The sequence below is a fragment of the Micromonospora sp. NPDC048040 genome (assembly GCF_055587185.1).
The window spans coordinates 1-17,741 of the sequence record NZ_JBVJGT010000054.1 but is presented as its reverse complement, the minus strand read 5'-3'; the positions used below and the strand labels follow the sequence as shown (position 1 = coordinate 17,741).

General features: G+C 68.6%; 19 protein-coding genes, 1 tRNA gene and 1 pseudogene. 15 read left to right on the top strand and 6 right to left on the bottom strand.

Annotated features, from left to right (window positions below; translation table 11 throughout):
* Positions 1-187 precede the first annotated feature (187 nt).
* A complete protein-coding gene (locus ACZ6O2_RS30420; protein WP_350681660.1) occupies positions 188-682 on the bottom strand; it encodes a YajQ family cyclic di-GMP-binding protein in 495 nt (164 codons plus the stop codon).
* Positions 683-830: 148 nt separating this feature from the next.
* Between ACZ6O2_RS30420 and ACZ6O2_RS30415 the strand changes: the two genes are divergently transcribed.
* The 4 genes from ACZ6O2_RS30415 to ACZ6O2_RS30400 all read left to right on the top strand — a co-directional run bounded on the left by ACZ6O2_RS30415 (position 831) and on the right by ACZ6O2_RS30400 (position 4,048).
* Positions 831-914, top strand: a tRNA-Tyr gene (locus ACZ6O2_RS30415).
* A 384-nt stretch (positions 915-1,298) separates the two neighbouring features.
* A complete protein-coding gene (locus ACZ6O2_RS30410) occupies positions 1,299-1,928 on the top strand; it encodes a hypothetical protein (RefSeq protein WP_466025288.1) in 630 nt (209 codons plus the stop codon).
* A 172-nt stretch (positions 1,929-2,100) separates the two neighbouring features.
* Positions 2,101-2,559, top strand: a complete 459-nt coding sequence (locus ACZ6O2_RS30405; RefSeq protein WP_466025287.1) for a hypothetical protein — start codon at positions 2,101-2,103, stop codon at positions 2,557-2,559.
* Positions 2,560-2,995: 436 nt separating this feature from the next.
* Positions 2,996-4,048, top strand: a complete 1,053-nt coding sequence (locus ACZ6O2_RS30400) for a hypothetical protein (RefSeq protein ID WP_466025286.1) — start codon at positions 2,996-2,998, stop codon at positions 4,046-4,048.
* A gap of 38 nt (positions 4,049-4,086) precedes the next feature.
* Here the strand turns inward: ACZ6O2_RS30400 and ACZ6O2_RS30395 are convergent, their stop codons facing one another.
* From ACZ6O2_RS30395 to ACZ6O2_RS30385, 3 genes are read right to left on the bottom strand one after another with little or no spacing between them, the layout of a single operon-like run.
* Positions 4,087-4,932: a helix-turn-helix domain-containing protein gene (locus ACZ6O2_RS30395; RefSeq protein WP_466025285.1), complete on the bottom strand. Its 846-nt coding sequence runs from the start codon at positions 4,930-4,932 to the stop codon at positions 4,087-4,089.
* 17 nt (positions 4,933-4,949) lie between these two features.
* Positions 4,950-5,495 carry a DUF6879 family protein gene (locus tag ACZ6O2_RS30390; protein WP_466025284.1) on the bottom strand — a complete coding sequence of 182 codons (546 nt, stop codon included), beginning with the start codon at positions 5,493-5,495 and terminating at the stop codon, positions 4,950-4,952.
* Positions 5,496-5,497: 2 nt separating this feature from the next.
* Positions 5,498-5,701 carry a lipid A biosynthesis lauroyl acyltransferase gene (locus tag ACZ6O2_RS30385; RefSeq protein WP_466025283.1) on the bottom strand — a complete coding sequence of 68 codons (204 nt, stop codon included), beginning with the start codon at positions 5,699-5,701 and terminating at the stop codon, positions 5,498-5,500.
* A 269-nt stretch (positions 5,702-5,970) separates the two neighbouring features.
* On the opposite strand from ACZ6O2_RS30385, the gene ACZ6O2_RS30380 reads away from it, so the two are divergent.
* From ACZ6O2_RS30380 to ACZ6O2_RS30340, 9 genes are all read left to right on the top strand, one after another.
* Positions 5,971-6,396, top strand: a complete 426-nt coding sequence (locus tag ACZ6O2_RS30380) for a hypothetical protein (protein ID WP_466025282.1) — start codon at positions 5,971-5,973, stop codon at positions 6,394-6,396.
* An 89-nt stretch (positions 6,397-6,485) separates the two neighbouring features.
* The gene (locus tag ACZ6O2_RS30375) at positions 6,486-6,689 is read left to right on the top strand and encodes a hypothetical protein (protein WP_466025281.1); all 204 of its coding nucleotides are present in this window, start codon (positions 6,486-6,488) and stop codon (positions 6,687-6,689) included.
* Positions 6,686-7,090: a hypothetical protein gene (locus ACZ6O2_RS30370; RefSeq protein WP_466025280.1), complete on the top strand. Its 405-nt coding sequence runs from the start codon at positions 6,686-6,688 to the stop codon at positions 7,088-7,090. Before ACZ6O2_RS30375 ends, ACZ6O2_RS30370 begins: the two co-directional genes overlap by 4 nt.
* Positions 7,091-7,093: 3 nt before the next feature.
* Positions 7,094-8,524, top strand: a complete 1,431-nt coding sequence (locus tag ACZ6O2_RS30365; protein ID WP_466025279.1) for an FtsK/SpoIIIE domain-containing protein — start codon at positions 7,094-7,096, stop codon at positions 8,522-8,524.
* A complete protein-coding gene (locus ACZ6O2_RS30360) occupies positions 8,521-9,192 on the top strand; it encodes a DUF2637 domain-containing protein (protein WP_466025278.1) in 672 nt (223 codons plus the stop codon). Before ACZ6O2_RS30365 ends, ACZ6O2_RS30360 begins: the two co-directional genes overlap by 4 nt.
* Positions 9,189-9,839, top strand: coding sequence for a GGDEF domain-containing protein (locus ACZ6O2_RS30355; protein ID WP_466025277.1), 651 nt, complete (start codon positions 9,189-9,191; stop codon positions 9,837-9,839). Before ACZ6O2_RS30360 ends, ACZ6O2_RS30355 begins: the two co-directional genes overlap by 4 nt.
* A gap of 74 nt (positions 9,840-9,913) precedes the next feature.
* On the top strand, positions 9,914-11,581 hold the full coding sequence (locus tag ACZ6O2_RS30350; RefSeq protein ID WP_466025307.1) for a replication initiator: 1,668 nt from the start codon (positions 9,914-9,916) through the stop codon (positions 11,579-11,581).
* Complete coding sequence (locus ACZ6O2_RS30345; RefSeq protein ID WP_466025276.1) at positions 11,566-11,781, top strand: excisionase family DNA-binding protein; 216 nt, start codon at positions 11,566-11,568, stop codon at positions 11,779-11,781. Before ACZ6O2_RS30350 ends, ACZ6O2_RS30345 begins: the two co-directional genes overlap by 16 nt.
* Positions 11,781-12,959: a tyrosine-type recombinase/integrase gene (locus tag ACZ6O2_RS30340; RefSeq protein ID WP_466025275.1), complete on the top strand. Its 1,179-nt coding sequence runs from the start codon at positions 11,781-11,783 to the stop codon at positions 12,957-12,959. Before ACZ6O2_RS30345 ends, ACZ6O2_RS30340 begins: the two co-directional genes overlap by 1 nt.
* A gap of 412 nt (positions 12,960-13,371) precedes the next feature.
* Here ACZ6O2_RS30340 and ACZ6O2_RS30335 read toward each other — a convergent pair whose 3' ends face one another.
* A complete protein-coding gene (locus tag ACZ6O2_RS30335; RefSeq protein ID WP_466025274.1) occupies positions 13,372-13,755 on the bottom strand; it encodes an excalibur calcium-binding domain-containing protein in 384 nt (127 codons plus the stop codon).
* Between the two features lie 831 nt (positions 13,756-14,586).
* Here ACZ6O2_RS30335 and ACZ6O2_RS30330 point away from each other — a divergent pair.
* On the top strand, positions 14,587-16,383 hold the full coding sequence (locus ACZ6O2_RS30330) for an IS481 family transposase (protein ID WP_466025306.1): 1,797 nt from the start codon (positions 14,587-14,589) through the stop codon (positions 16,381-16,383).
* On the opposite strand, the gene ACZ6O2_RS30325 is transcribed toward ACZ6O2_RS30330, so the two are convergent.
* Positions 16,362-16,703: a DUF6882 domain-containing protein gene (locus ACZ6O2_RS30325; protein WP_466025273.1), complete on the bottom strand. Its 342-nt coding sequence runs from the start codon at positions 16,701-16,703 to the stop codon at positions 16,362-16,364. The two genes, ACZ6O2_RS30330 and ACZ6O2_RS30325, sit on opposite strands and share 22 nt — an antisense overlap.
* Before the next feature lie 412 nt (positions 16,704-17,115).
* On the opposite strand from ACZ6O2_RS30325, the pseudogene ACZ6O2_RS30320 reads away from it, so the two are divergent.
* Positions 17,116-17,741, top strand: a pseudogene (locus tag ACZ6O2_RS30320) (tyrosine-type recombinase/integrase); the annotation flags it as partial.

Below are 17,741 nucleotides of genomic sequence, written 5' to 3'. Positions count from 1 at the left end.
TGAGCAGCGACACCCGTCCGGGCCGCTGCTTCCGACCCGGCGCACCACGGAGCCCGACCGCAGGGGGTCAGGCCGTCGCCGGGCCGCCGGCCGTCAGACGGAAATACCGAACGACGACCGACGGCAACGACGTCTGCCCAGGCTGCAGCAGGTCGACGACCTGATGATCAGCCAAGGCGGCTGAGGCTTACCGGTAGTTCGTGAACTGGAGGGCGACGCCGAAGTCCTCGCCCTTGAGCAGCGCGATGACGGCTTGGAGGTCATCCTTCTTCTTGCCGGTGACCCGGAGCTGGTCGCCCTGGATCTGCGCCTGGACGCCCTTCGGGCCCTCGTCGCGGATCTTCTTGCTGATCGCCTTGGCCTTGTCCGAGTCGATGCCCTGGATGACCTTGCAGTCGATCTTGAAGGTCTTGCCCGACGAGCGGGGGTCCCCGGCGTCCAGCGACTTCAGCGAGATGTTCCGCTTGACCAGTTTCTCCTTGAAGACCTCCAGCGCGGCCCGTACCCGCTCCTCGGTCTCCGCCTGGAGGCTGATCGCCTCCTCGCCCGACCAGGAGATCTCGGCGCCGGTGCCCCGGAAGTCGAACCGCGTCGCGAGCTCCTTCTCCGCCTGGCGGAGGGCGTTGTCGACCTCCTGGCGGTCGACCTTGCTCACGATGTCGAACGACGGGTTCGCTGCCATGCTCATGCTCCTGCTGTCCGGCGGTTTGTGATCCTGTGTCCCCCGCTGACCAGCGGTACGACCCCCTGACGGTACCCGGTTGCGCTCCTGCCGGGGGGAGCCGCTATCCTTGCTACCGCTGCCGCGTCACGACGCGGTGGGGTGCCCTGGCGGGTTGCCCGAGCGGCCAATGGGAGCGGACTGTAAATCCGTCGCGAAAGCTACAGAGGTTCGAATCCTCTACCCGCCACCAGGGATCGGCAAGGCCTCTGACCTGCGGAAACGTAGGTCAGAGGCCTTCGTCGTCTCCGGTTCATGTTGACCTTGGCTGCCCCCGGTTGTCCGGATCATCGGGCACGCAACGGGCACGCTAGAGACTCGATGCCTTGGGGGAGGACTAGTGACGGAGTGGCGTCGACTGTCCGTGCGTCGTGGCGTAGTTGACGACGACGGCCCATACCCGGGCATGCCGGCTCACCTTTGGGCGCCGGTCCACGGGTGGTTAAGCGCGGCCTTCAGGATGAGGGAGCCCCGGCGGGACTTCAGCGGCGGGACCTACTACGAAACGGTAGTCAACAAGGCGTTCCTGCTGAAGGTGGCAACCGCAGTGCGGGTTGGGGTACCGGCGAAGCCAAGAGTGACCGAGGACCTCGTTACGTCGATGTTGAATGCGTGCAAAGCGAATGCAGACGTGGCCCTCGACGTTCTTGACGCGGTCCTGAAGATGACCAACGGGGAGCGTGCCGCCGAGTTGGCAGACATTCTGCGAGAGGCCAACTCGCTCTGGACGGTGACCGCTGATGGCTGTGGCCTTGAGACCCGTGTTGATCCGGCTGCCGTCTCCGCCTTCGATGAGGCGGCAAAACCTGACGACATCGCGAGTGGCGAACTGCGCCAGGCTTGGGCAAGGGCTTATGGGCGTGAGCAGGACCCATCAGATGCGTGGGACCACGCCATCAAGGCTGTTGAAGCCTTGCTAGTACAACTGGTGGTTCCAACTCAGGCGAACCCCCAGTTCGGCCATGCGCTGGGGCAGCTCAGAAGCCAGGGCGAGCACTGGCGGTTCGTGCTGCCTGGTCCGGGTGACACCCACAGTGTTGAACGCCTCGTCTCAATGCTTCAGATGCTCTGGCCGAACCCCGATCGACACGCCTCCGGTCAGCAGCGGAACCCGACTATTGAGGAGGCGCGCGCTGTCGTGCACCTTAGCGTTTTGATCGTGCAATGGCTCCGATCCGGCGGTCTTACCCGCGCGGCTTCTGGCTAACCGCCCCGTTTCGCCCCGTCGACCTGGTCGCCCCGATTCGTTCGGGCCCGGGACGTCGCCTTGTGGCTCGTTGGGGTGACCCGCCCGCCCACGACAACTACGACGAACTCTGTCGGACCCGACGGCTACCCTCCAGATCGCATGCATGTTGCTTATGAAGGAGAAATGCAGAGTGGCGGAAGAAGTCGAGAAGCAGAACACTGGCGACCAGGAGCAGGACGCCATCCTCGGGATCCTGGTTGACTCCTACAACCACAAGGCAGAGCCAGCCGAGGGCATGGCTGTGACTCTCACGGTGAGCGGCCTCATGATTTCAGGAAGGATCATCCCGAACTGGCAGTGGTTCGAGGAGCAGGCCGCAGCTGACCCGGAGGGCGAGTCGGCTGCTGGTGTCTTCGCCGAGATGGTGAGGGAGCAGCGTGACGAGCGTCTGCGGCTGAGAGACAAGGACCTTACAGAGTTAACTGAGGCCGAGCGGGAGCTGCTCGGGCAACCGCCTCAGTTCATCCACTTGAAGGACGCCCGTACCTTCCTTCCCCAGCCGGTGCCTGCCAAGGGGCACTACTGGCGCGGCCGCCTCTCCGAGGTATCGGGCTGGTTCTTTGGCGAGCTGCGCGGCGAGAACGAGTAGACAAGATTTGTGGCGGCGGCCTGAGCGGATCTCCTCGTCGGGCAGTCGTAGACCGTCCAGCCTCCCCGGACGGGGACAAGGTGGAGCGCCCTACCGGACGAACGACCTTGGCCCCGTCCGGGGAGGCTGGTAGCCCTTGTGGTGCCCGACGAGGTGATCCGCCCCCGGCTGATCTCTGAGGAGGGCCGGGGTTCGGGGCGGAGCCCCGAGGTCTTCAAGGTCTTGCCGTCCCTTAGCGTTGCCGGCCGGCCCGGCCGATGCCGGCCGAAGGTCGCCAGCAGGCCGGAGCCGGGCCGGCGCGGCCCGCTTGCGGGCCGCCTTGATCCCTAAGAGGGCAATTCGGCAGTTGCGACTCGGGGGCACGACTCCCGGTCACGGAGGTTTCCTTGGCGCAAAAGGGGTGTCCAAACGCCCAAGGACCTGTGACCCTCTACGGGTGTTCGACGTGATGAGGGCTCTGATCTGGGTCATCGCCCGCGCTCTGATGCCCTACCCAGACCTAGTGCGCCGGTGGCGCGTGCGCCGCGTGGCGTTCGGACTGGTGTCCCGAGGACCATTTCCCGCCGACAGTCTCGTAACCGGGACGCATATCGCCGAGCTGGCTCTACTTCGGGTGCTCTGGCTTCAGCGGCAGACCCGCCGAGCCGTCCGTAGCCGTCAGCGCGAAGCCGCAGTTCTCCTAGCCCGATCTTCGATGGAAGCGGCAATTCTCGGCGTCTGGTGCCTGCGCTGTCCCGGTGCAGTCGAGACCCTTCGGGCAGCGCAGCTCAAGTCAACGGCGACCAGCCTGGTTGCCGTTGTTGAGATGACCGGCATTTTTCCAAGAGACCTGATCGAGCAGGCGATTAGAGCTCTCGGCCAGCCGAAACAGGGCCGGACGGTACGAGACATGGCGAAGGACATCGACATCGCTACTGGCGGGGGTATCGAGGCTGAGCTCTACGATCGGTGGTACGCCCCGACGTCGACCTACTTCGTCCATGCCAACGCGTCCTCGCTGTCTCGGCACGTGGGGGCCAGGTCAAAGCGTACGGGCCGACCCTCGATGCCGTGGACGCGTCGGTCGCCGGTACGGGTCACCGACGCCTGCGTCGGCCTCGTGGCCGCTGCGGTTGCGGAAAGTGCCAACAAGCCCAGCCAATTGTTCATCACCTACGCCTTGGGCCACAGTCGGCGCGTGCTTCCACCGGTGGCGGTGCTACTTGCGAAGGGCGCCGGCCGTTCTGCCAGCTTCTCGACGATCGTTCGGCGGTGGCGTGAAGCGATGGGCCTGCGGTCGTACCTGGCCGGACCTGGCCGTGAGGATGCGCCTTCAGACCGTGAGGCACGGGTTCGGGCGCTGTTCGACTTCGTGTTCGAGGATCCGGAGATTCCAAGAGGTGCCTTTGAGCCCCTAGTGGATCACGTGGTCGGGAAGATCCTCGACGAGTGGGCGAACCAGCCGGACGGCCATGTCGCCGCGGCATCAGAGGATGCCCTGCCTGGTTGAGTTCACGGCTACCCGCTGTCTGTGCCGCCTGGGCCTGTCTAGTTCGAGAGGTCCTGGGCTGCGCGGACGATGAGTCTCCGTGCATCTTCCCCGGTGGCGGCTTCCGTCCAGAGTCGTTCGATGGCCTTGGCGTAGGCGGCGGCTTCGTCGTCTCGGTGGGTTGTCTCGCCGACGAAGGTTTCCACGATGGCGACGTCGTCGTACATCTGGAAGGAGTTCTGCGGCGTGGTGGCGAGCGGGACGCCTAGCGGCAGGATGCCGAACCGGATGTTCGGAACGCCGACGACGGTTTGCAGCCGGTCGAGCTGGCCGCGCATGACCTCGGGCGAGGTGAGCAGCCACCGCAGCACGGGCTCGGCGAGCAGGAACTCGAACCGCTTGGTGGTGTCGTACAGGAGTTGCTGGCGCTGCATTCGGGTGGCTACGGCGGCGTCCACGTCGGCGATGTCGAGGTTGTGTAGCTCGACCATCTCGGTGAGGACGCGGCGCGCGTAGTCGGCGGTCTGGAGTAGGCCAGGCACGTACACGGTCTCGAAGTGCCGGATCAGGCGCGACTCGGCGACAAGCTGGTTGTAGCTGTCCTGCACTGCGGCTTGGCCTTGGCGCATCCGGCGGCGCCAGTCGCGGTGCACGGCCTGGACCTCGCCGAGCATCCGCAGGAGTTCCTGAGCGGCGGTGTCGTCGGCTCCGCAGGCGCGTGCCCACGCGTGAATGTCGGCGGGGGCGGGCATCTGGCGGCCGTTCTCCAACCGGGAGACCTTCGACGGCGCCCAGCCGTTTGCCTCGGCGAGCTGCTTGCCGGACAGGCCGGCCTGCGTGCGCAGGGCACGCAGGCGGTCGGCCAGTCCTTCGGGCTGGGTCAGCCACTCTTCGATCGGGTTCACGGGATGACTCCCTCGGGCTAGGCGGCTGCGCTCCGCGCGTTGGTCGGAGCGGCGTAGTGGACTGCCAGGTCCCGCCACGCGCACGCCTGCACCACGGTCGCCGGGTCGGTCACCAGTTCGTTGCTGATCCGGTGGCCCACATCATCAAACCGCATCAGCATGAGTCGGCTGGAGTCGAGCAACCACCAGTCGACGTTTCCGGCTGCGGGCAGCAGGCCGATCTCGTGCGCCTTCGCCCGGGTGAGGTAGTGGATCGCTTCGCCGGCTTCGACGTTCCACCGGCCGATCCAGCGTTCCCACCGCTGGTAGTCGGTCGGCGGGTCCTCGTGTACCCGCACGCGTTCGATCCGCTTGCCCTGCTGCGTCAACTCGGTGATCTGCTTGAACCAGGCAGCAAGTCCGGGAACCTCCGTCGGGGGCTCCGGGTCGCCGGCCAGGAACTTCGCCACCGTGTCGTGCTCGCTGGGCTCCAGGTACGCCGGCTGGAGCTCCAGCCGGAACGCGGTGTGCTCGAACGTTCGGAGCTGCTCGGCGAACTCGTCATCGGTAAGCGGGGTGCCCATGCTCAGCCGATCTCGCGCAGGCGGTCGAGCACGTTGGCCGGGACGAACACGCCATCTTCATCGTCGGCCAGCTGGCGCAGCTGGGCGCGGGTCGCGTCATCCAGCTTGATGCCCTGCACGACGTAGCCGCCCTCGGTCTTGTACAGCGCCGGGCACCCGCCGCCGCCAGAGTGGACGTCCTTCCACAGGAACTCCAGGTCCCGCACTGTCCTGCCCCCTTCCATCGCTGCGCCCCGTGACGCAGATGCCTTGATGCTGCACTGCCAAGCATCTTCACGCAATCGCCCCGGCTGCTGATCGGGCAACCGGGGCGATCTGGTGCGGGTAGCGGAACCTGGCACCCACAATCCTAGAGCAATTGCTCGCAATTGCTTGACGGTGCGCGAGATGGCGAGCATCATCGACGTCAGCCGGAAGTCCGGCACAGGAAGTCAGGGGCCGGGGAGTCCGGCCGACTCAACTGGAAGGCAAGGGCATGGCAGTCCCGAACACGATCAAGGTTCCGGTTCCGTTCGAGTACGTCTTCCCGCACGGGGCGCTGTGTCTGGGTGTGGAGCCGGTGACGGACTTCGACAAGCGCGGCCAGGGCGATGACCAGGCGCGTGACAAGGACACGGGCGAGCGGCTGTGGGTGGTCAAGGTTCTGGACCTGGACCCGGAGGCGGGGAAGTTCGGCGCGTCGAAGGAGGTCAAGGTAAAGATCGCCGCGCCGGTGCAGCCGGTGCCGCCGGCGTCGAAGATCCCGGGTTACCCGCCGGCGGTGGAGTTCTCCGACGTGACGCTCACGCCGTACGTCGACTCGCAGCGGTGCAAGGGCTCGGGGAAGTGCCGGGCGCGTCAGGCGTGGTCGATCCGCGCCGGGGCGATGACCGAACCCGCCGCAATCAAGCAGGCGGCCTGACCAGACGTAGTTGCGCGGGGCGGGCTTCACCCGCCAAGACGACTCCCGCCCCGCGCCTCACCTCGATCTCCTCGGAAGGAGTTGGGCTGATGCTCACGGTATCGAACAATGCGCGCGGCAAGGGCCGCGACACCGCCCACGGGTTGACCGCTGCACAGGCTGACGGCTTGGCCTGTGTCGTGTGCGCCGCGCAGTCGACGGTGATGGTCCCGGTGGGTGCGCTGCCGGGGATGGGCCAGGTGTTCGCCTGCACCGGGTGCGCGCCGACTGCTGCTGGTAGGTGGTCGCGGTGAAGACCCATCGCCGTACCGTGATGCGCCTGGCCGGCCCCGGTATCCGGGCCGCCCGCGAGGTCTACACCACCGTTCCATCGGACGCCGTCCGGGTGGCCGCGCTGGTGGAGATCTCCGCCGCTGCCGCAGCCCTGGCGCGGACGGTGGTGAGGCTGCGTCACCTCGATCCGGACCTGATCGCCCCGCACGTGGCCGACCGGACCGACCTGCGCGCGGTGCTGGGCCGGGGCCGGTGGCTGCCGACCATGACCCGCCACGTCCCCGCCCCGCAGACGGGACCCGTCGACCTGGCCGCCCTCGCCCCGGCCCGCCCGGTGCGACCGGTGCGCCGTCGGGTGGTTCGTCGTGCTGGCTCGCCGGGGCAGGGTTCCCTGTTCACCGCCACCCGGGTGGAGGGCTGAGCCGTGCCCCTGGTGAACGTGATCCGTGGTGACCGGGTCGACCCTGCGCCGATCAACGTGCGTACGCCGTTCATCCGTATCCCGATGTGGCTGGCCCTGACCTGGTGGACCGTGAAGGGCCTCGCCCGCCTCGCCTTCGTCCTGGTCCGCTTCTGGTACGTCACCGCCCCGACCGCTCTCTTCGGCTGGCTCTACCTGCGGTGGGGGTGGCTCGGCCCGACCGGCCTGGTCACCGCCGTCACCGCCGGTGCGGCCGGCTGGTGGTTCGGTCACCGGCCGTCGTTCCTGCGGTTCGGCTGGTACCCGGCGCTGTCCTGCTACCGGCGGTGGGCCTACCGCCGCAAGTGGCACGCCGCGATGGTCACCGCCCGGCTCGCTGTGTCCTTCGACGCTCACACCGTTCTACCCGTGCTGCGGCGGGTTCGGTGCGGTGCCGGGGTGGATGTGGTGACGGTGCGGATGGTCACCGGTCAGATCCCCGACGACTTCGCCAAGGTCGCCGAACGCCTCGCCCACACCTTCGGCGTCCGGCAGGTCAAGGCATCCCCCGGCCCCCGCCCGGACCTCGTGCTCCTGGCCCTATTCCGCGGTGACCCCCTCGCCAAGCTCGTCCGGCCCCTGCCAGTGCCGGCCGTGCCCGAGTTCACCGCCCTCCCGGTCGGGCAGCAGGAAGACAGCAACGGCTACCCGCTGCGGCTGTTCGGCACTCAGGTCCTGGTCGTGGGCGCCACCGGCTCCGGGAAGGGCTCGGTCATCTGGTCCATCGTCCGGTCCCTTGCCGCCGGGGTCACCTCCGGGCTGGTGCAGATCTGGGGCCTCGATCCGAAGGGTGGCATGGAGCTGGGGATCGGTGCGCCGATGTTCGCCCGGTTCGCGTGCAAGGACTATGCCGCCATGGCGGAGCTGATCGAGGAAGCCGCCACGGTGGCGCGGGAACGGGCCGGGAAGCTGCGCGGTCGTACCCGCCAACACACCCCGACACCGGACGAACCGCTGATCGTCCTCGTTATTGACGAGCTGGCGAACCTCACCGCCTACCTGACCGACCGGCAGTTGAAGGACCGCATCAAGGCCGCCCTGTCCATCCTGCTGTCCCAGGGCCGCGCGGTCGGCGTGCACGTGGTCGCCGCGATTCAGGACCCCCGTAAGGAGGTGCTGCCGTTCCGGGACCTGTTTCCGACCCGCATCGGCCTGCGCCTGTCCGAGCCGGCCCAGGTGGACCTGGTGCTTGGTGACGGGATGCGGGACCGGGGCGCGTTGTGTGACCGCATCCCGCAGTCCCTGCCGGGCGTGGGGTTCGTGGTCATCGACGGTGACCCGACCCCGATGCGGGTCCGCTTCTCCTACCTGACCGATAACGAGATCCGCGACATGGCCCAGACGTACGGCCGGCTGCGCGTGATCGACGGCGAGATCCTGGACGGTGCCGCATGAAACCCCACCCCACGACGACGCGAGCGGACCGCGTCGACGGCCTGGTCCTCGTCGTCATCCTCCTGACCGTCGCCGGCTTCGCCGGGGCCGCGTCGTTCACCCACGTCAAGGACTGGACCCTCGACAACAGCCCGGCCGGCACCGGGGAGTGGTTCGGCTGGGCAAACGCGGTCATCTCCGAACTCGTCCCCGTCGCCGCCCTACTCACCATTCGCCGCCGTAGGCGGACCGGCGGGCCGATCGGCTACCCGATGTTCCTGCTCGTCGCCGCCGTCGCCCTCTCCCTCGCCGCGCAACTCGCCGTCGCCAAGCCCGGCCTGTCCGGGTGGCTGCTCTCGGCCGTGCCGGCGCTGGCGTTCATGGGCCTGTCCAAGCTCGTCCTCACCACCGCACCCCCCACGACCGGCGACGAGCCCGTCCCCGCCCCCGCACCGGCCCCGCCAGCCCGACCCGTCACCGAGGCCACGCCGCCGGCTCGGCCGGTCGAGCAGAGCACCCCGCTCGCCCAGGAGGCACCACCGGCTACCGCTGCGCCGACCGTCGCCGCGCCGGAACCCGTCGCCCTGGTCCCGGTCGAGCCGGCCCGCCTCGGTCCGCTCGCCCCCGTCTCGCCGGACGCGTTCGTGCGCCGCAACGGCACGCCGCTGGTCGGGGAGGTGACCCGATGACCGAAGGCATCGTCTCTGGTCTGTTCCTGGTCGCCGGCCTCGCGGTGTTCTGCTGGGACCAGTACCGGCTCTCCGCCGTCCGCTACGAGCTGGCCACCCTGCAACGCGCCGCCCTGCGGGACCCGCTGACCGGCCTCGCCAACCGCGCTGGGCTCGCCCAGGCGTGGACGCAGCTCGCCCCCGCCCGCCCCTGCGTTGCGGTGGTGGACCTGGACGGCTTCAAGCCCGTCAACGACACCCACGGCCACGCCGCCGGGGACGTGGTCCTGACTGCCGTTGCCGCCCGGCTCGGAACCGTGCACGGGGTGGCGGCCCGGCTAGGTGGGGACGAGTTCGCCGCCCTGATCCTTGGCCCCGACCCGGCCGCCGCCGCCCGCCGGCTCGCTGCCGCGATCGCCGTCCCGGTCCGGCTGCCCTCCGGTGTGGCGGTGTCGGTGACCGCCAGCATCGGCCTCGCCCCCACCAACGGCGACCTCGCCGCCGCCTTGGCCGACGCCGACGCGGCCATGTACCGGGCCAAGACCACCCGCACCGGCATCGCCGCCTACGAGCCGCGCCGCGACGACCACACCACCCCTACCGCCGACCCCCGCCCGATCGTGCGGACCCGAAACCTGTCGACCAAGCCTGTGGAGGTGACCCGTTGACCACCACCCCGACGCTGCCCGGCCTCACCACCCCCACCGTGGAGGGGCCGAGGCCGGGCTCCCGGGCCGCCCGCATGCTCATGCCCCGCTCCGTCGACGTCGTCAAAGACCTCGCCGCCGACTACGGCGTCTGCACCCGACCCGTCTCCCTTCGCCGTACCGACCTCGACAGCGGGCAAACCGAGGTCATCGACATGCCCTGCGGCGCCACCCAGGAGGCGAAGTGCCCGGCCTGCGCGAAGCGGGCGCGGAAGCTGCGGCAGCAGCAGATCCGGGAGGGCTGGCACCGCGACGACGAACCCGACCCCGGCCCCGAACCCGCCACCGACGCCCAGCGCGGCCTGATCGTCGTCCGCGCTCACCTGGAGTTCGCCCGCGACGAGGCCGCCCGCGCGTCGCAGTGGGATCAGGTCGCGGACCTGGACGACGCGATCGGCGACTTGGAAGGCCAGATCACCACCGAGGGACTCCGTGGCCGTCCCGCGCCCCCGCACGTCACGGATGACGACCAGGACCAGGGCGATGGCAAGCGGCGGGTCCGCTCGACCAAGCGGCGGCAGGACGCCCCCGACCTGCCCAGCCTCCCGGTCGAGAACCGGACCGTTGGCCGTACGTACGAGGGTCACGGCGGGCAGGTGTTCCGGCCCTCGATGTTCCTCACCCTCACCCTCGGCTCCTACGGCCGCGTGCACTCCGACGGCACCCCGGTGAACCCGGACGCCTACGACTACCGGCGGGCTGCCTGGGACGCCGTGCACTTCCCTCGGCTGCTGGATCGGTTCTGGCAGAACCTGCGCCGGGCGGTCGGCTGGAACGTCCAGTACGCGGGCGCGGTCGAGCCGCAGCGGCGGCTGGCCCCGCACGCCCATTTCGCCATCCGGGGCACTATCCCTCGGGCGCTGGTGCGGCAGGTCGCCGCCGCCACCTATCACCAGGTGTGGTGGCCCTCGGTCGACGTGCGGGTCTACGAACCGGCCAACGCCCCGCAGTGGAACGCCGACGCGGGCGGCTACACCGACCCGGCTACCGGCCGGTTGCTGCCGTCGTGGGATGACGCCCTGGACCTGGTCGACGCCGACTCCGACGCGCAGCCCGTGCACGTCGTCCGGTTCGGCGTGCAGGTCGACGCCAAGGGCGTGCTCGCCGGCACCAAGGACGCCGATCGGTGCGTCGGCTACATCACCAAGTACCTGACCAAGCAGGCCGCCGACTGCCACGACGTGACCACCGGCCGGCAGCGGGCACACCTGGAACGGCTCTGGCAGGAACTGCGGCACACGCCTTGTTCGGAGCGGTGCGCCAACTGGCTGCTCTACGGCGTGCAACCCAAGAAGGCTCGGCCAGGGTTGAAGCCGGGGAACTGCAAGAACAAGGTTCACAAGCGGGAAACCCTCGGCATCGGCGGCCGGCGCGTGCTGATCTCTCGGCAGTGGTCGGGGAAGACCCTCGCGGATCACCGGGCCGACCGGCGCGAGTGGGTCAAGGCACTGCTTGGCGTCACCACCGACGCCGACACCGCGCCGGCCGGCTCCGACACCGTCCGGCACGCCTGGGAACTCGCCAAACCCACCGACCCCGACGTGCCACCCCTCGGCCACCGGGTCCTGCGCGCGATCTCCGAACGCATCCAATGGCGCGCCCAGCTCGACGCCGCGAGACGTGCTGCCATCCCGTCCGATGTTTCGGCAATCACGTCTGATGAGGCGACCAGGAAGGAGGCCACCGAGTGGAGCAACTGCTGACCGTCAAGGAAGCCGCGGCCCGCCTCGGCACCACTGAGCGGTTCCCCCGCCGGCTCATCGCAGAGCGGCGCATCCGCTACGTCAAACTCGGCGGCCACCACGTCCGCATCCCCGAAACCGCCCTCGCGGACTTCATCGCCGCCGGCACGGTCGAGCCGATGCGGGCATTGACGTGGCGCGACGGGCGGGTGGTGGCCTGATGGCGCCCGCGAAGAAACGTCGCTTCGGAAGAGTTCGGCAACTGCCTTCCGGGCGCTGGCAGGTGCGCTACCGGGGACCGGACGGCAGGGACCACCCGGCCCCGACCACCTTTGAGACCAAGCGTCTCGCCGAGCGGTTCCTCGCCCTGGCTGAGGCGGACATTGCCCAGGGCCGGTGGATTGCGCCGCAGGCAAGCCGGACGACGGTGGGGGAGTGGACCGAGGAGTGGTTTGCCGCCTCCACCCCGACGCTGAAGGCGAAGACCCGGCACACCTACCGGTCGCTGCTGACCCGGATGATCCTGCCGCGTTTCGGCAACGTGGTGATCGCCGCTGTCCTGCCGATGACCGTGGCCCGGTGGGTGGCCGACCTGACCGCCCGGGTTGGTGCCTCCCAGGTCCGGCAGGCGTACCGGCTGCTGTCGCAGATCATGTCCTCGGCGGTCGACAACGGGCTGATCCCCGTGACCCCGTGTCGGGGAGTCAAGCTGCCCCGGCTGCCTGAGCCGAACCCGACCATTCTCACCGCCGAGCACGTCGACAAGCTCGTGTCTGAGCTCTCCCCGCCGGATGACCTCCTGGTCCTGGTCCTCGCCTACGGCGGGCTGCGGATCGGGGAAGCGCTCTGTTTGCGGCGCCGGCACGTCGACGTGACAGACGGCCGCATGACCGTCGCCGAGTCGGTCGCCCAGCTCCCCGGCGGCCCGGTGATCGACACCCCCAAGAGTCACCAACGCCGGGAACTCGCCCTGCCGGCCTTCGTGGTCGACCGGCTCCGACAGCACCTCGCCGAGCTGCCCGAGAACCCGGACGCCTTCCTCTTTCCCGGCCGACAGCAGCGGACCGCCGGCCGGCCGCAGAGCTACAACGGCTGGAAGTACCGATTTGACCGTGCTGTCGAGAGGGCCGGCCTGACCGACCTGATCCCGCACGACCTCAGGGCGACGCACGGTAGCTGGGTAGCTGACTCCCATGGCGTCCTGGTCGCCGCTCGCCGGCTGGGTCACTCCAACGCCAGCGTCACGACCCGGCACTACGCCCGCGCGGTCGACGGCCGAGACGCCGAGGTCGCGGCCTTCCTGAATCGGGCACGCCGGTCCGGGAACGGCTCCGAAGGGGCACGCAACGGGCACGCGGGGGAGTCCGGATCGCCCGCCGATACGTCAAAGCGCCCCTGACCTGCGCAAACTTTCATCGACAATCTTGAGGACGGGCCAAACTGTAAATCCGTCGCGAAAGCTACAGAGGTTCGAATCCTCTACCCGCCACCAGGTGCACGAACGGCCCCGTGAGCTGCGGAAACGCACTCCGGGGCCGTTCTAGTTCAGTCCAGCGGAGTCCAGCCCGATCCGGCGCTCTGTGGCTGGTTGCGGGAACATAGCGGGAACAGATGATCTTGCTTCTGGCGGCAAACCGCCCATCACCAGGTTGACCAGCCTCCCTGGGCAGTACACCTAGGCCTGGTTCTCGTTCATCCGCCCGACGGCCGCACTCCCGCCCGCTGTGACCTCTCGCTTGCAAGAGGGTGAAACGACCCGAAGGGGCCACCTACGAGAGATGGCCCCTTCGGAGTTTCTGACCGAGCCGGACTCAGTCGCAGACCTTGCCGTCGTTGTCACGGTCCTCGTACCACTGGTACTCGGGGTCAACGCCGCGCTGGTACGGGCCGAGGCCCTTTGCCTTGACTTCGGTGCACGTGGAGTACTTGGGATCAGTCTCGGCTGCCTCGGACTTTTCAGGCTCAGCCTTAGGTGAGGTGGTTGCCGTGGGCGCGGGACGCGACTTGTCATCGCTGTCATCCGCAGTGGCTCCCACGATGAGGCCGCCGATGCAGCAGAGTGCGACGATCACAGCGATCACGATCAGGATCGTCTTGAGGTTCTTCCTCCCGGCTGCGGGCTGCTTCGGCCCGGTTGGTGCATTGCCGGAGGGGTTGTGCGCTGTCACGAGTTTCTTCCTGCCTTTGTCGTTCATGCCCGCAAGATCAAGTTTGCCGGGTCAGAGTGGCGGAAAGATCATCTGACCACATCGGCCAATTAGCCACAAACGCAGGGGACGGTCGGTGCTACCCGTTGTCAGCGGCAGGCACCTGTCCCGGACGCCTGCCAGCACGGCAGCAACCCGGCTTCAGCCATCCCGTCTGCCGCCGACCCACACACCCTGGCCCTGATCTGCTCGGCTTGCCTGGGTCGGTGGTAGACGGGATGGCACTCCCCAACCACCCACCCACCGCAACCGTTCGGCAACTCCATCCTGGAGTCGTCTGGCCCCCGCCGGAGGCACAGCTTTAACCCTGCCCCTTCCTCACCTCCCACCCCCTCTACCACCTCCACCCCTTCCCTCCCTCGGGCCTCAGCGGCTTCGTACGAGCCGTTCGGCAACTTGTCCTGCCCGTGGTGACTCCGGCCCTCTGCGGGCCTCTGGAACGTCGAGAACGGGTGAAGGCGTGTCCGCATGGCCCCGGTCACACCGGGACTCGTCACCGGGTCACTACTGACCCGGGGATGACGCGCGGGGCGGGGCGTGGTTTTCGGGCCGGCTGACTTTCCGCCCCGGCGCGATCAGCGCCGGGGCGGCGGCTCCGGTAGGAGCCGCTTGCCGCGCCCCGGCCCGCGCCGCGCGTCAGCGCCTTGATCCAGAACAGAAGAAATCGGCAGTAGCCCCTCTGCGTCTCGATGTCTCGTCACGGGAGATGCTTGACACTCGTGTCCCACCAGATGCTTGACATGATCACTATTCGGCGTCCTCATCGCGTGGTGGTTGCGGTCATCGCGGGTGGGGAGGCCGGGATTGGCGCTGGTGGAGTTGTCGATCGTGGAGCAGCGGTATCGGGCGGTCCTGGCCGTGCAGGCCGGAGAGCCGGTGGTTGAGGTGGCAGCCCGGACGGGGGTGTCTCGGCAGACCATTCACTCCTGGCTGGCCCGCTATGCCGAAGCGGGTCTGGTCGGGTTGGAGAACCGGTCTCGGCGGCCTCACGGGTGTGCTCATCAGGTGTCGCCGGAGGTGGAGGTGTTGGTGTGTGAGCTGCGCCGGCATCATCCGCGGTGGGGTTCGCGGCGGATCGCGCTCGAGTTGGGCCGGCACGGGTGTCCTTCGCCGTTGCCGTCGCGGATGACGGTGTATCGGGTCCTGGTCCGCCACGGCCTGATCGAACCGGCGAAACGCCGCCGTGGTCGCAGGGACTATGTCCGCTGGCAGCGGGCTCGGCCGATGGAGTTGTGGCAGATGGACATCGTCGGCGGGATCATGCTCGCCGACGGCACCGAAGCCAAGGTCGTCACCGGGGTGGACGACCATTCCCGGTTCTGTGTCATCGCCCAGGTCGTGCACCGGGCCACCGGCCGGGCCGTCTGCCTGGCCTTCGCCGACGGGCTGCGAAGGTTCGGGGTGCCCGAGGAAGTCCTGACCGATAACGGCAAGCAGTTCACCGACCGGTTCGGCAAGGGCGGGGAGGTGATGTTCGACCGGATCTGCCGGGAGAACGGCATCATCCACCGGCTCACCCAGCCGGCGTCGCCGACCACGACGGGGAAGGTGGAACGGTTCCACCAGACCCTGCGCCGGGAACTCCTTGACGAGGTTGCGGTCTGGCCCGACCTGTACACCGTCCAGGCCGCCGTTGACGCCTTCCGGCACGAATACAACACTGACCGGCCGCACCAGTCCCTGGACATGGCCTTCCCCGCCGACCGGTTCACCCCCGCCCTGACAGCGGAGCAGGTGGTGCCGGTGAAGCTGCCTGCCCGGCTCACCCAGTCCGTCGACCAGGCCCTCTCCTCGCCCCCGGTTCCGATCCTCGGGCCGATTCAGCTGGTTCCGAAGGCGGTGGAGTTCGAACGGGTCGTGCCACCGTCGGGGAACCTTCAGGTCGCCGGGAAGCAGTTCTGGCTCGGCCCCGTCCGATCCGGCGTCACGGTGACATTCTGGGCCGACACTGACGTCATCCACCTCCTGATCGCCGGCACCCGCCTGAAATCGGTGCGCTCACACTTGTCCGCCGCCGACCTCGCCACCCTGCTCAAGCAGGGCGGCCGGCCAGCTGGGGCATCACCCCTGCCGCCGGCACCACCAACTGAGGCGGTCGAGGTCGACCGGACCATCACCCGCGCTGGCCACGTCTCCCTCGGCCAGCACATCGTCCTGGCCGCCGAGATCCTCGGCGGGCAACGCGTCGGCATCCGCATCGAGGCCGCGACGCTGAGCTTCTTCGACCTCGACACCCGGCAGTTGCTGCGCACCCGCCCCAACCCGCTCACTCCTGCGGAGGTTGCCCGCCTGCGGGGTGCCCGACCCGCCGGACCACCCCCGCAACCCTCGGCCGGACCAGTTCAGGTGCAGCGCCGTGCGTCCAACAGCGGCGTCGTCATGGTCGTCGGGCAGAAAGTCGCCCTCGGCCGGGTTCACGCCGGCAAGACCGTCACGATCAACATCACCGACACTGAGCTGGCCATCGCCTGCGACGACGGTGTCCGCACCGTTCGACGCACCACCGACCAGCCCGTGCGCAACATCAAAGCCAGCCGACCCCGCGTCCATGCGGCGTGTCCACCGATCCTGCCCGCTCCGGCTGCGGTCACCGATCAGACCCGGCGCAGATCGTGAATGGCGAAATGAAGGCCCACCTCATCGCCGGGTTCAAACCACAGACCCTCGGCGGCCAGCACGTCGGCAGCAACGATCCTCGCCTGCGCCACCGGCTTCTGCTCGGCGCGAAAGCTCGGCCAGACCAACAGGGGAAACACGTGCTTTTCGCCGTAGCCACGCACGGCGGTGATGCCACCGAGCACAGCCTGCGGCAACGAGTCGTTGGCCCAGGACCACAACCACGTCTGCTGGACGTGGTCCACACTGCCGATCACCGTAATCCGGCCGTGCAGAAAGTCCCGACCGCCGCGCGACCACGCGATGGTGGCGTCGTCCATCGACTGAGCCCGTGGTCGGAGACCATCGCTGCTTGCCGCTGCCCGGCCCTGTCGCGAGCCGCCGAGACGACCGACTCCCACAACTCATGGTCATGCACAGCTTGCTGACCCACGTGATCCATGACCCTCCCGCCCTCGCGGCACAACCCGCCCAGCCGGGCGCCCAGAACCTACCGACTCCGCAAGGTCGGCACGGTAAACCTAGGTCAACCGTCAAGCGGGTCCTGGGACGGATTCGTCAAGCATGTGGTGGGACTAGACAATCACAGGAAGCGTCCGAGTCGACCCAGCCGGCACGAACACAACACCACCCCGGCTGGCTGCCAAGTCACGGCGGGGAACCGTCGAGGCGCTGACTGACGTCACGCTTCTGCTCACGTCTTCGAACAAGCGGGGCCGGCCCGACTCCACCGTGCTGCGTGAGGCGCTGTACCGCTACGCCCTGAACCCTCGCAGCTGGGCCGACGAACTGCCCGCGCCGCACGCCGCCGCCCTCGCCTGGCTGGAAGCGTCATCGCTACTGGTTATCGAACTGGACAACGCTGCCACCGTGCGCCGAGTCCTCGACGGTCTCTGCGTCAGGCTCGATGGCAAGCCGGCCGCCGCCAGCACCATCCGCCGCAAGCGGGCGATCCTCTACAACGCGCTCGGGTATGCCGTCGAGCTCGGCCGCCTGGACGCCAACCCCATCGACCGCATCCAGTGGATCGCTCCTGAAGTCGCCTCGGCCGTCGACCGTCGCGTGGTAGCCAACCCGACCCAAGCGGCGGCCCTGCTCGACGCTGTGACCGCGCTCGGCAAGCGGGCCGACCGGGTGACCGCCTTCTTCGGCTGCCTCTACTACGCCGGCACACGCCCGTCAGAGGCAGCCGACCTGCGTCACGCTGACTGTGACCTTCCTGGCCGCTGCCTCGCCTGCGGCACTGAGCTGCCCGACGTGACGGTGGGCCTGCCCCGTTTCGACGGACATCCGAGATCAGGAGCCGGTAGGGCTCCGGGAGGATGTCCAGCATCATGGAGAGCGTGGGGAAGAAGCGA

What these genes read in the sequence shown, in the direction of transcription:
- ACZ6O2_RS30390 (WP_466025284.1), bottom strand. Translation starts at nt 5,495, where the DNA reads ATGGGCACCCCGCTTACCGATGACGAGTTCGCCGAGCAGCTCCGAACG.
- ACZ6O2_RS30375 (WP_466025281.1), top strand. Translation starts at nt 6,486, where the DNA reads ATGCTCACGGTATCGAACAATGCGCGCGGCAAGGGCCGCGACACCGCC.
- ACZ6O2_RS30420 (WP_350681660.1), bottom strand. Translation starts at nt 682, where the DNA reads ATGGCAGCGAACCCGTCGTTCGACATCGTGAGCAAGGTCGACCGCCAG.
- ACZ6O2_RS30350 (WP_466025307.1), top strand. Translation starts at nt 9,914, where the DNA reads ATGCTCATGCCCCGCTCCGTCGACGTCGTCAAAGACCTCGCCGCCGAC.
- ACZ6O2_RS30325 (WP_466025273.1), bottom strand. Translation starts at nt 16,703, where the DNA reads ATGGACGACGCCACCATCGCGTGGTCGCGCGGCGGTCGGGACTTTCTG.
- ACZ6O2_RS30340 (WP_466025275.1), top strand. Translation starts at nt 11,781, where the DNA reads ATGGCGCCCGCGAAGAAACGTCGCTTCGGAAGAGTTCGGCAACTGCCT.
- ACZ6O2_RS30360 (WP_466025278.1), top strand. Translation starts at nt 8,521, where the DNA reads ATGAAACCCCACCCCACGACGACGCGAGCGGACCGCGTCGACGGCCTG.
- ACZ6O2_RS30355 (WP_466025277.1), top strand. Translation starts at nt 9,189, where the DNA reads ATGACCGAAGGCATCGTCTCTGGTCTGTTCCTGGTCGCCGGCCTCGCG.
- ACZ6O2_RS30335 (WP_466025274.1), bottom strand. Translation starts at nt 13,755, where the DNA reads ATGAACGACAAAGGCAGGAAGAAACTCGTGACAGCGCACAACCCCTCC.
- ACZ6O2_RS30380 (WP_466025282.1), top strand. Translation starts at nt 5,971, where the DNA reads ATGGCAGTCCCGAACACGATCAAGGTTCCGGTTCCGTTCGAGTACGTC.